General features: G+C 44.7%; 8 protein-coding genes. 3 read left to right on the top strand and 5 right to left on the bottom strand.

The features are described 5' to 3' along the window. The first annotated feature begins 345 nt into the window (after positions 1-345). The gene (locus J4N39_RS19815) at positions 346-1,311 is read left to right on the top strand and encodes an ABC transporter substrate-binding protein (protein WP_252024124.1); all 966 of its coding nucleotides are present in this window, start codon (positions 346-348) and stop codon (positions 1,309-1,311) included. Continuing rightward, positions 1,311-4,442, top strand: a complete 3,132-nt coding sequence (locus J4N39_RS19810; RefSeq protein WP_252024122.1) for a hybrid sensor histidine kinase/response regulator — start codon at positions 1,311-1,313, stop codon at positions 4,440-4,442. Before J4N39_RS19815 ends, J4N39_RS19810 begins: the two co-directional genes overlap by 1 nt. Here the strand turns inward: J4N39_RS19810 and J4N39_RS19805 are convergent. The 5 genes from J4N39_RS19805 to yghU all read right to left on the bottom strand — a co-directional run bounded on the left by J4N39_RS19805 (position 4,439) and on the right by yghU (position 11,981). Then, positions 4,439-6,097 carry a response regulator gene (locus J4N39_RS19805; protein WP_252024120.1) on the bottom strand — a complete coding sequence of 553 codons (1,659 nt, stop codon included), beginning with the start codon at positions 6,095-6,097 and terminating at the stop codon, positions 4,439-4,441. The two genes, J4N39_RS19810 and J4N39_RS19805, sit on opposite strands and share 4 nt — an antisense overlap. Continuing rightward, positions 6,094-6,639: a heme NO-binding domain-containing protein gene (locus J4N39_RS19800; protein ID WP_252024118.1), complete on the bottom strand. Its 546-nt coding sequence runs from the start codon at positions 6,637-6,639 to the stop codon at positions 6,094-6,096. The genes J4N39_RS19805 and J4N39_RS19800 overlap by 4 nt, the downstream gene beginning before the upstream one ends. Before the next feature lie 174 nt (positions 6,640-6,813). Then, entirely contained in the window at positions 6,814-8,946 is a 2,133-nt protein-coding gene (gene recQ, locus J4N39_RS19795) for a DNA helicase RecQ (RefSeq protein WP_252024116.1), read from the bottom strand. A 143-nt stretch (positions 8,947-9,089) separates the two neighbouring features. Next, a complete protein-coding gene (locus J4N39_RS19790; protein WP_252024114.1) occupies positions 9,090-10,517 on the bottom strand; it encodes a sodium-dependent transporter in 1,428 nt (475 codons plus the stop codon). 603 nt (positions 10,518-11,120) lie between these two features. Continuing rightward, positions 11,121-11,981: a glutathione-dependent disulfide-bond oxidoreductase gene (yghU, locus tag J4N39_RS19785; RefSeq protein WP_252026857.1), complete on the bottom strand. Its 861-nt coding sequence runs from the start codon at positions 11,979-11,981 to the stop codon at positions 11,121-11,123. A 272-nt stretch (positions 11,982-12,253) separates the two neighbouring features. On the opposite strand from yghU, the gene J4N39_RS19780 reads away from it, so the two are divergent. Further along, on the top strand, positions 12,254-13,216 hold the full coding sequence (locus J4N39_RS19780; protein ID WP_252024112.1) for a sensor domain-containing diguanylate cyclase: 963 nt from the start codon (positions 12,254-12,256) through the stop codon (positions 13,214-13,216). The last annotated feature ends 36 nt before the right edge of the window (positions 13,217-13,252 follow it).

Genomic DNA, 13,252 nt, shown 5'->3' with positions numbered 1-13,252 from the left:
ATATAAATCCTTATTTAGTGGTAATAATTAGTATTTAATGTTGATTGTATGCTAACAGACAAATCTAGTTACAAATTGATTAAGGTCTCATTTGGAGGAGATTATTAATTAGAAATTCTAATCAAAAAGATGAGTTATTCTTGAGTTGTGTGATTGTTGAGCACTAGTGGATCGAGCATGCAGAATCGTTAACCAAACGAGAAGCTTAAGGTATGGATCACCGATTAAGGCATAATAAAATCGAAATTTGGCGCAAGTCGTTCAATTAAATGACTTTAACTAAGCTTTGTTGGATTTATGGGCTAGACTCACAAGGAGTCAGTGAGAAGGCTAGAGAATAATAATATGAACAATTCTAATCCCAACTTCCTATGGTGCTTGGCTATAGCGCTGTTTTGTATGCCATTTATGCTTAGTGCAAAACCCTACAAAATTGGCATCGCACAGTGGACAGGGTATCCCGATAATTTGGCAGGCTTTAAACAGGGCCTTGAGGATGCTGGCTTAGATTTACAGCAAGATGTTGTGTTCATTGAAGCGCAACTTGGTAATGACAGAGATGCTTATACTCTGGCAGCGAATGATTTGAAAGAGCATAAAGTCGACCTTGTCTATTCACTGACAACACCTGGCACAGTGATCGTTAAAAATGTGATGCCAAAAACGACGCCGATTGTTTTTTCAGTTGTCACATATCCTGCTGACTCAGGGCTTATCGAATCTTTCGAGTATTCTGGGAACAACCTAGTAGGTACGAGTAATTTTATTCCTATTAAGCATTACATTTCTATGCTGAAAGCCATGGTGCCCGAAGCACACAAAGTGGCAATTTTTCACCGCAAAGGTGAACCGAATTCAAAGATTCAATCCGCTAATCTTATTCGACAATTTAGACGCAACAGAATAGAAGCCATCAACATCGAAGCCACCAACCTTGAAGATTTACGACTTAAAGCCTCAGATGTTGCAAGTGAGGTACAGGCTTTTGTCACGACGACCGATACTTTGATGCAAAATGGTGGAGAAGAAGTATTGATTGCATTGTCACTTGAGCACTCCATTCCTATTCTTAGTTCGAATAAATCAGGCATTGAAAAAGGGGCGACATTTGGTCCGGTATCTGATTTTTATCTACTAGGGAAAATGTCCGGTGAGTTGGCTGCAGCCATACTGACTCAAAATGTGCGGCCTGCTCAATTGGAGTCTCGTGTTCAGGCTTCACCAGTGATATTGGTTCACCGCAAAAATGCCGAGCAGATAGGTGTGCGCATACCGCAAAGTTTGCAAGACAACATAGAGTGGGTTGAATAGTGAAACTGATACCCAAAATTATTCTCGCCATTACTTTTACCACCGTTGCATCACTTGGTGTCATGGCGTGGTACTCATGGCATACCAATCGGATTAGCCTAGATACCCTGATTGACCAACAATTGGCGGGAAAGGTCGCCTTGGTGAAAAGCATCGTTGATGAACAGCAACGAGATGTACTGTCGATTGCTAAGCTGGTGGCCCGCAATCGTGCTATTGCTACGTCGCTGGACTTGGATGATAGCAGCGGAATTAATCAGGCACTCAATGATATTCCCGCAATTTTCTCAGACATTCGATACGTATTAGTGATTGATAACTATCGCACTATTTTCGCCGCTACTACCCGAGATGGGCAAGGCAATAAAATTGCTGGCGAAGAGTTGTTGCTGGCAAGTATTGATGACCTCCCTAAGTTCAGTCGCATGCTGGCTGATACGCTTAGACTCAGTGATCCAGTATATGACCCTTATTTGAAAGAGCTAAATCTGCCTGGGGCTCCAATATCACAGTGGTTGGTGGTACCGATTAAAAAATCCAATCGTACGGTGGGTTGGGTTGCAGTTTCGTTTGCTTGGCAAGATACGTATCAAGTGTTGCTTGATACCGCTTTGGACAATTTCATCGTCGAGCATAGCCCTGTTAGTTCTATCTCGGTGTTATCGAATGATTTGCAAGTTGAGCTTCTCACCAGTCAAGTGGCGTCTACCAGTAGCGATTTGATCTCTCGCCATGCCCCTATCAAGTTTGCTACCGACAGCTTTGACTTGAGAGTCACATTTGACCGCGAGCTTGCCTACGAGCCTCTTGATAAGACTCGTAATCGCCTAATAATCGTGATCGCTGTCGGTGCGTTACTGATTTCACTCCTGTTGGTGGTGGTGTTGAGAAAGTTGGTGGTGCAACCTATCTCTGAAATAACTAAAGAACTCGGATATTTTTCTCGGGCAGATTTTGACCGACAGATCACAGGGTTAAGACAGGATGAAATAGGCGATGTTGGGCGTAGCATTAACCAGATGGCAAATGCTCTTAAGTCATCGACCACGTCGATAGATAGGCTCGATCTTGAAATCCAAGAAAAACAGAAGGTTCTAAGAGAGAAAGAGCAGGCGAGCCGGAGCCTAGAAGCGATATTTGATACCGCTGCTGACGGCATCATCATCATAAATTCACAAGGCTCTATCTCATCATTTAATAAAGCAGCGCAGCGCATATTCGGTTACACCGAGCGAGAAGCGATAGGTAATAATGTTGCCATGCTGATGGAGTCGGATCTAGCTCAAGTTCACCAGTCGTTTATTCGAGGATACCTCAATACTGGTGAAGGCAAGTTTATAGGCAAAGAGTACACGGGAAGAGAACTGATAGGACGCCGCAAAAATGGAGAGCTCTTTCCAGTCGTGCTATCTGTTGCCAAGGTTGAAACTGAGCAGGGTATTCAGTTTTCTGGTCTTATTCGCGACAACACCGAAGTTCAGCGAAACCAACAAGAACTTATTGAAGCTAAGGAGAATGCATTATCTGCAGTAAAAGCCAAAAGTGAGTTTTTGGCTGTTATGAGCCACGAGATCCGTACGCCAATGAATGGCATATTGGGTATGCTTGAGCTGCTACTAGAGACAAAAATGTCCGATGAACAGCACCATCACACCCATTTAGCTCATGCAAGTGCACAATCACTGCTTGAAATCATTAATGATATTCTCGACTTCTCTAAAATCGAAGCAGGTAAGTTGGAGCTTGAACAACAGCCGTTTGATATTCGTAGAATGCTCGATGACTTACTTGAAACCATGTCGTTTCAAAATAAAAATCCAAATGTAGAACTGATATTAAACACTACAGGTATCGAGAGTTCGATGGTTAATGGTGATCTGACCAGAATTCGTCAGATATTCGTCAACTTGATAGGCAACGCCTTAAAGTTTACCGAACAAGGAGAGGTGCTGGTCGAAGTCGCAATATCTCCTACTGAAGATGCGCAGTTGCTATTGGAGGCGAAAGTTAAAGATAGTGGGATAGGTATTGCACAAGACAAACTTGAGAGCTTGTTTGCTGCTTTCACTCAGGCTGATGCATCTACAACACGTAACTATGGTGGTACAGGGCTTGGTCTAGCAATCTGTAAGAAGTTGGTAGAGGCTATGGACGGGGATATTAGCGTGACCAGTGTGGTTGGGCTAGGTAGCCAGTTCAGTTTCCGAGTGAAAACCCAGCCATCCGATCAAGCGGTGCAGATCATACCTAACGCTAACCTCTCTAAGCTTAATATTTTGGTGGTTGATGATAATGAAACTAACCGTGAAGTCATGCGCTCACAACTTGACCATTGGGGGGCTGATGTCACTTTAGCGGAGTCAAAAGACCAAGCAGTAGAGATTAGCCAGCAGCAGCCAGCTGATCAGCAGTTCGATATCGCTTTCCTCGATATGCAGATGCCGGGGAGCGATGGAGTTGACCTTGCCAAAGCACTAAAAGCGGATGAGCACACCAGACCAATCAAACTTATTTTGATGACTTCTAATGAGACTCTAAATAACATCCAAGATTACCGTGGTTTTGGATTTAGCGGTTACTTCGCAAAACCTGCCACCACCTCTGATTTGATCAATGCGTTGAATATTCTGTCGACAGTAGAAGATGGCGAAACTGTGCCATTGATTACTCATAATGTCGTGAGCAGCTATGTGCAACAAAAAGAGCAAGAAGTTGAGCCAGTAACAGGCCTCAACATTCTTGTTGTAGAGGACAATAAAGTGAATCAGATGGTCGTAAAAACCATCTTAGAGAGGGCGGGAGAGAGCGTTACTATCGCTGAAAATGGACAGGTTGCCATCGATTTGCTAACAAAACACCAAGATTTCGATTTGGTGCTGATGGATTGTCAAATGCCCGTGCTTGATGGTTTTGAAGCCACTCGTCAAATTAGGCAAGGAGCGGCAGGGGACCTTGCTAAGCGTATTATCATCATTGCGATGACGGCCAACGCAATGACTGGAGATCGCGAGCTTTGCTTAGAGGCGGGCATGGATGACTATTTGACCAAGCCTGTGAATAAACGCAGGTTGTATGAAGTGCTTAACCAATGGTCAAACGCCGCGAATAAGAATGAAGAGTTTGTGATCTAGTTCTGCGGACACCATCTGCGCAAGATATCCACCAACTCAGAGGAGCGGTAGGGTTTGGAAAGAATATCGTCCATCCCCGCATTAATACACTCCTCTCGTTCCATTGATGTAGTACCTGCGGTTAAGGCAACAATGGGCTTGCTATACCCTTGCTCTCGTAGCAATTTCGTCGCTTGTAGTCCATCCATGACTGGCATCCGACAGTCCATCAAAATCAAATCAAAGGATCGCTGCTCAAGAGTATCCAGTGCTTCTTGGCCGTTTTCACATATTTCAGGTGTAAGCATCAGCTTAGAGAGCATTTGCTGGATAACAAGCTGATTAATCTTGATATCCTCGACAACCAGCACTTTGAGCTCCGAAAGCTCGATATTGTCGCTACTTTGCTGATTGGGCAGATCTACAATTTTTGAACCTATCGATAAAGGTAAATGAATCGTGAATGTGGTGCCTTTCCCTACTTGAGTATCAAGAACAATTTGGCCCTCCATTAGAGAAACTAAGCGGTCACATATTGCAAGCCCTAACCCTGTGCCCTCGTGCTGGCGGTTAACGCTTCGGTCTGCCTGAGTAAAAGGCTGAAATAGTGACTCGGTATCTGCGATGCCTTGCCCTGTATCGCTAATGGTGACTACCAATTGCTCATCTAGCCACGCAAATGTAGTGTCGACCTTTCCCTGTTCGGTGAATTTCACGGCATTGCCGATGATATTCACTAGCACTTGGCTAATCCTCTCTCTATCACCAATTAGATAATCCGGCACCTCTTTCGCAATTGAGATACCAAATCGCAGTCCTTTTTCTGCACACTTATGGCCGAAAATGCTTTGCAAGGTTTGTTTTAACTCGGCGGTACTGAAAGTAGTAGGGAGTAGCTCAAACATGCCTGCATTGAGTTTACTAAAGTCGAGTAGATCGTTGATTATCACGCGCAAAAACTCACCTGAGCGGTTAACAGTGTTAACCAACAGGTTTTGCTGAGGCGAAAGTGCGGTATCTTGTAGTAATTCGATGCCGCCCAGCAATCCATTTAGCGGTGTGCGCAGTTCATGATTGATCATCGCCAAAAATTCACGAGTCGAACGCTCTGATATCTCGGCCCGTTGTCGTGATTCAACGTGTTGATGAAGGATGATCTGGCGCTGCAACGCACCTTTAAGCATGTCAGCAACCATGGTTAACCCATTTGTTAGAACATGCTCGTCATTGATGTCGCCTAAGGCGATGATTTGGCCAAATGAGTGTTTATCAACACTTAACTCTATGGTCAGTGTGAGCTGGTTGATGTCTGCCATTGGCAAAGAGCTAACACGCAAGCAGTTAGTACTTTTAATGGCAGGGTGTGAGTTTAGCTCAATGGCGATGTCATCAAGTAGGGGCAATTGCTTGAGCTGGTTGGTGATCTCGCTGACCACTATGTTATCTAGCTCTCGAGATAGCAATTGTTGCCCATAGTGGATTAAAAGCTTGTCGAGCTGTTTTTTAAACTCAAGTTCTTTGAGTTGGCCTAGCGATGCTTGTTCGAGCTCACCTAGTGCGACTTCCAACTGCTGATTAGTTTCATAGAGTGCGCGGCTCTTTTCTTCAAGCAGCCTTTCAGCCTCTTTACGAGAAAGGACTTCACGGCGTAGCTTACGCTCAATAGAACCACTCATTGTTGAACAAGACTCAACTTGAATTGAACGTGGCTACCATTTTGGTCTTGAGGCGTCATAGCGATCTCGACCTGCTGCTGGTAATGGTCGGCGCAGCCTTGTATCAAGCCAAAACAGACGTGTGATAAACATCTTGCGCTAGTGTAATCCATTAGCATTTCTGTTTCGTTGACAGAAAGGAATTTGAACTGAGGTGGCTGTGCATCGGGGTAGAGCTTTTTCACTTCAACATGGATGTAGTGTTCTACGTGTTGGATAAACTGGAAGGTTGTTTCGCACCGATTGAGGCTGGCGTGTGGAGGTAAGCTTTCTAGTAGGGTGTTGAAAACCGTTCGGCCATAAACCTGCTGCAAGTCTTCTGCGCTGATACCCGTTAATTTGCTAAGAGCGACGATCAGCTTAACTAAGTCTATGTGATCGTAACTACCAACAGCAGTATAGATGCCTTGGTCTTGGCACATTTCCAACATTTGGTCGGTGATGTCCAAACCAAACTTGTCCTCGACCAATTCTAGAAACTCAGTAAAAATGATTCCCTTCATCGTAAATCTCCCACAAAAACATGCAGTAAGTATTGATGATAAGAGGAAGGTTTACAATTGATGATGTGGGAATTTGTTGTGAATGCTCAGATTACCTAGAGCATTACACAATGTGTGAAAGTAGGTGCCCGAAGCGCCATTTCGGTGAGTAAGGCACTTCGGACTATTCTGTTGTTAAGGCTTTTTAGTTATTTGACGTGTAAGGTGCGCCAACACACATTTCAGCGTATCAAAATCGTACGCTTGGTTTAGCTCTTCAAATAGTGGTTTGAGTTTACGTTCACTAATAGCGTTTGTTTTGTCTGCTGCTGACGCAATAGCGCTGATATCGTTTGTAGAAATGGTGAGCACTTGGTCGAGATCGCAGGCACCAGATTCAATGCCTTTAGCTAGGTGAGCGAAGATAGTGCTGTTTGCGAGTCCTCGTTGCTGTGCCACGGAGTCAACAGACGGGTTAGATTGAAATAACTCGACGGTTTTAAGCTCGGTGTCGGTCAGTGCCTTTAACTCAATGGGGCGGGGTTCAACCACGGCAAGCAGAGCTTCTCCATATTTTTCTACCTTGCTTTCACCAAACCCCGAGATTTGGAGTAAGTGGGCTTTGGTGGTCGGGCGACGTTTAGCGATCTCTCGCAAGCTCGCATCATGGCAGATCACATAAGCAGGTACATTCTGTTCAACCGCAAGCTCCAATCGAACATCTTTGAGCGCTTCAAACTGTGGCAGATCGGAAGCTGCCAGCTCTTGGGTGACTTTACTTTTTTGCGCCTTAGCCGCTTTGGCTTTTCTAAGCTCTCTTAGCTCGACACTTTGTTCACCGCGTAGCACTGGGCGACAAGCTGCGGTCAATTTTAAGCTGTTGTATTCGCCTTCGACTTTAAGATAGTTCATTGCTATTAGCTGACGGAAAACACCTTTCCATTGATTTGCGTTAAGCTCAGTGCCAATACCGAACGTAGAGACTTTGTCATGGCCGAATCGAAGGATACGATCGTCAGATTTACCTAGCAGTACATTGATCAGGTAAGTCACTCCAAAACGTTGATCGCAGCGATACACGGTGGATAATGCTTTTTGCGCAGCTTGAGTACCATCCCAAGTGATGGGAGGGTTTAGGCAGTTGTCGCAATTTCCACAAGGCTTACTCTCTTCTTCGCCAAAATACGCCAGTAGTGTTTGCCTGCGACAAGTGACCAACTCACAAAACCCTAGCAGGGCGTTGAGCTTTTGCACTTGCACATGCTTGTACTCCTCGCTTCCTTCGGAGTTTTCAACCATCTGACGCTGCATCACCATGTCTTGCATGCCATACGCCATCCACGCATTCGCAGGCTCACCATCACGGCCCGCACGACCGGTTTCTTGATAGTAGGACTCAATGCTTTTTGGCAAACTCAGATGCGCCACAAAGCGCACATCAGGCTTATCAATGCCCATACCAAATGCGATAGTGGCGACGATGATCACGCCTTCTTCGCGCAGGAACCTTTGCTGATGCTCATCACGTTTATTGGCTGGCATCCCGGCGTGATAGGGCAAGGCGGTTCGCCCTTTGTCAGCTAGCCATTGGGCGGTCTCTTCGACTTTTTTACGCGACAAACAGTAAACCACACCTGCATCTTCATTGTGATGGGTGGAAATAAATGACCAGAGGTCATTCTTCGCATTCGAGGGTTCACTGACGTGATAACGAATATTTGGTCTATCAAAACTATGAACAAATACGTTGGCATCTGAAAGCCCCAACTGGGCGATGATCTCTTGCTTAGTTCTTTGATCTGCCGTTGCAGTCAAAGCAATGCGCGGTACTTCAGGGAAGCGCTGCTGCAATACTGAAAGCTGTTGGTACTCAGGGCGGAAGTCATGCCCCCATTGGCTCACACAGTGGGCTTCATCAATGGCAAACAGAGAAACACGACTCTGCGAAAGCAGGTTCAATGTACGTTCCATCATTAAGCGCTCTGGTGCAATGTATAGAAGCTGCACTTCTCCTCGTGCCACTAGCTCTTCCACTTGCATCTGTTCATATTGATCGAGTGTTGAGTTTAAGTAGGCGGCAGAGACGCCAACTTGCTGTAGCGCATCAACCTGATCTTTCATCAAAGCAATCAAAGGCGAAACGACCACGCCGACACCGGGGCGAACAATAGCAGGAATTTGGTAACACAAAGATTTACCACCACCAGTTGGCATGAGTGTTAAAACATCTTTGCCTTCAATAAGAGAATCAATAATGGCTTGTTGTTGGTGGCGAAAGCTATCGTAACCAAAGACGGAGTTGAGGACGTTAAGAGGAGACAGTGTCACGTTTTGTTCTGCGTTGTAGAGTGTTAACGAGAATGGTAACGGATCTGAGGAAAATTCATAGCTTGGAAAGAACCAAGCGGAGGCTTAATACAAAAAAAATGGGAAACTCATCGAGTTTCCCATTCACTTGAACTGTTTAGTGATTACAGTTTCTTCGATAGTAGGGCAGTGACACCGATGATTGCTAGACCTAGCACCATGATTTCACCTTTACCACTGTCAAAGCCTGCTTTCACACCAGCCACTGCAACGATTGCGATAGCTACTGGGATAACGTACTTAACTAGGTTGTACCAAAGACCGAATAGAGGGAACTTGTTTTCACCATTGTTAGTGATTTCTTTCTCTAGGTCTTCACGGCTTAGACGCCAGCCAGCAAAGATACAGATGAACATACCGCCAACCGCTAGGAAGATCTTATCTGTTAGCAAGTCGAAGATATCGAATGCGCCAGTATCAAACAGTGTTGGACCTACGCCACCTAGTGATAGAGATGCGAACACACATAGTGTTGCCATCACAGCACTTGCAGAAAGTACAGCAGTCGAACGCTTCATGCCTTTCTCATCAATCAGGTAAGAAACCACTACTTCAAGTAGAGAGATTGATGATGTCAATGCTGCTACTGACAGACCAACGAAGAATAGTAGTGCAAGCGCAACACCTACCATGCCACCCATTTCAGCAAATAGCTGAGGAACAACTACGAATACAAGACCAGGGCCTGCTGCTGGTTCCATGCTGAATGCGAACATTGCAGGGAACATTGCGATACCAGCAAGAAGTGCTACACCAGTATCCATCGCTGTAACCATTGCAGTGGTTTGCACTAGGTTCTCTTTTTTCTTCAAGTAAGAACCGTAGGTGATCATACAACCCATACCTAGGCTTAGAGAGAAGAAGGCTTGACCAAGCGCTGCCAATACTACGCTGCTGTCTACTTTCGAGAAGTCAGGGCTAAATAGGAACTCAAGACCTGCCATTGCACCCGGTAGCATCAGACCTTTAACAGATACGATGATAAGGATGATAAATAGCGTAGGCATTAAAATCTTGCCTGCTTTCTCGATACCACCTGAGATACCTTTAATAACTACCACGATGTTAAGAACAAGGTAGATACCCATCCACATGAGTGGTTGAACAGGATCAGAGATGAAAGCACCAAAGCTGTCGCCGATAGCATCAGGAGTGCTTAGTAGACCACCGCCCACTTTCGCAACATATGCAAGTGCCCAGCCACCAACAACTGGGTAGAAACCCATGATGAGTAGACCACTTAATACACCCATTACACCGACGAACGTCCAGCGACGGTCAGTAGATTTGAATGCACCAACAGCAGAAAGGCCAGTTTTACGGCCAACGGCAAATTCGGTCAGCATAACGCTGAAGCCGATAAAGATTACGAACATCAGGTAAATAGCAACGAATGCACCGCCACCACTTTCACCTGCCGTGTAAGGGAATTTCCAAATATTACCTAGACCAACAGCTGAACCAGCTGCGGCCATTACAAATCCCAGTTTTGAGCCCCAAGTATCACGAGGCTTCGCGTTTGTTGTAGCCACGGTATCTCCATATTTTGTGTTGTGTTTGTCGACACTAGGCGTCAATAAATGTGGTTGTATACATCTGTGTACACTAATTAGAGTTATAGTTGACGCTTTAGTAGTGACAAGTAAAACAGTTAGTGGTTGTAGATGAAAGCCCTAAATATGATTTTTTCTGACATTTGTCATGAAAATGTGTTCAAGTGCTGATTTTTTGAACATTAAACGCATTGAAGCTAGGTAAATAGGCACTATGCAAGCAGGTGTAGTGGACGAATGGTAATCACAAAAAACCTATATATTATGTATTTGTTAACTAGTACATGCAGAATTTTGTACTACTATTGTCGTCCTTAGGTGCATAAAGGCTAGTTTATAGTTGGAATTTATGGATGGGGTACGTTGAAGTGTTACGCAAAAATAGGAATAAATAGGAAATGCAATATCTATAGGTAAATTTAGTTTATTTTGGAGTGTAACGAAAGGTTTACTGTTATTTATGCACTTTAAGTAATCGATTGCAGCCAAACCGTTGTTTTTGGCTACTATCCATCGGTTGCATATGGCTGATATAAAAAAGCCGCTGAGATAGTCAGCGGCTTCTTGCTATGAATTAGGTGATTAGCTAGGGCGTTTGGCTAGTACTTCATCGATATCTGAAGCACTGTGTCTTTCTGCCAACTGTTCCCACTCTTCTCCCCATGGCTTATTCACAATACGACCTCGTTGCACAGCACCGCGTTTATCAATCTCTTTAGCCCAGCGCATAACGTTGCTGTAGCTCTCTACATCTAAGAATTCTGCAGCGTTATACGCACGGCCTAGAACCACATTGCCATACCAAGGCCAGGTAGCGATATCTGCAATAGAGTATTCATCACCGCCTAAGAAGCGGTTGTCAGCCAGTCGCTTATCAAGCACATCGAGTTGGCGCTTAGCTTCCATAGTGAATCGATTGATAGGATACTCGAACTTTTCTGGCGCATATGCATAGAAGTGTCCAAAGCCGCCACCTAGATACGGCGCTGACCCTTGTAGCCAAAACAACCAGTTGAGAGTCTCGGTCTTTTTCGCTGGATCAGCAGGTAAGAGATGCCCGAATTTCTCTGCCAAATAAAGCAGGATGTTGCCCGACTCGAATACTCGAACTGGTTCGTCTCCTGAACGGTCAACCAGTGCTGGAATTTTTGAGTTCGGGTTGACAGCAACAAAGCCAGAGGAAAACTGATCACCATCGCCAATTTTGATTAAATGAGCATCGTATTCAGCCTCTGTCACGCCTAGAGCCAGCAGCTCTTCGAGCATGATAGTCACTTTCTGTCCGTTAGGTGTGCCTAGTGAGTATAGCTGAAATGGGTGTGAGCCCACAGCGAGCTCTTGCTCGTGACGAGCCCCTGAGTCTGGTCGGTTAATGCTAGCCCATTCACCGCCGTTATCTGCGTCATGTGTCCATACTTTTGGTGGTACGTATTCGTTCGCCATGTGTTGTCCTTCTTTTTCTGTTTGTGACTGTGACATTGGTATAAGTCTGTTCAGTTATTCGAACTTTAAACCTATCTATGTCACTTTTAGATAGAACAAAATGTTATGCGCATAGCAATTCTGGAATAAGCGCTGTAAACAACTATTGATTAGTCAGTGACTTACTATTCGGTCGAGTTGGAGTTATGTCGTTGGTGGCATATTCATTCTGTGTTAGTGCTTAAGATAGGCTAGTCTTATTGAGATAATAAAGATTCATTGAAGGCTAGGCTATGATGTTGGCAAATCACTTCTATTGCTCGGTACTGAACGCCATTTCCGAGCAACTTACCGTGGTAGATAGCAGAGGGGAAATCGTCTTTGTCAACGACAGTTGGAAGCGTTTTGCACAGGAAAACAATGCGTGTAATACCAGCGGTTGGATCGGTGACAACTATTTAGAAGCTTGTATTAAAGCGGCAGAAAATGGTGATGATGATGCGAGGTTGGTAGCAGAAGGACTAAAAGATCTTCTTGATGGTGGTACTTCTGAGTTTGGTTATGAGTATCCTTGCCATAGTGCTTCGGAACATCGATGGTTTTTAATGAGAGCTACTGCGTGTGATATCGACGGGGAGAGATATTTTGTGGTGATGCACTTAGATATTACCAAGCGTCGCTTAGCTGAAGAAAAGATATCTTGGCTTGCAACACAAGATGGATTAACCAAGGTGGCCAATCGTCGTAAATTTGATGAATTTTATGCTCAAACTTGGAGAGAACACGTGAGGCGTAAGGAGCCAGTGTCATTGCTCTTGATTGATTTGGATAATTTTAAGCAAATCAATGACACTCACGGTCATCAAATAGGAGATAAGTGCTTGTCTGGATTGGCGAAAGTGATTGAAAGTAACGCTCGTCGTCCTTGGGATTTGTGTGCTCGGATCGGTGGGGATGAATTTGCGGTTATTTTAGGTTCAACCGGCTCACTTGAAGCCTCTATTATCGCAGAAGATATATTAGAAAATGTGCACTTAGAAACTTTACCTAGAACTAAAGAGACTGAGTGTGAAAGTGGGTTGAGTGTAAGCATCGGTGTCGCTTCGATCATACCCAAGCGAGAGGAGAAGCCAGATGCGTTTTTTAATTTGGCTGATGAGATGTTATATCTTTCCAAGAAAAATGGGAGAGACAGAGTCTCGGCATTAACCGAAATAGAGTCAACGCTTAGGCTCAAGTCACTAGACATACAGTAGCAGCTTATATTACCCGTCCTCCTTAGTTACCTCGGT

Origin of the sequence: Vibrio sp. SCSIO 43136, assembly GCF_023716565.1 — a bacterium.
GTDB lineage: Bacteria > Pseudomonadota > Gammaproteobacteria > Enterobacterales > Vibrionaceae > Vibrio.
Note: the sequence above shows the minus strand (reverse complement) of the source record. Positions and strands in the feature narration are given on the sequence as shown.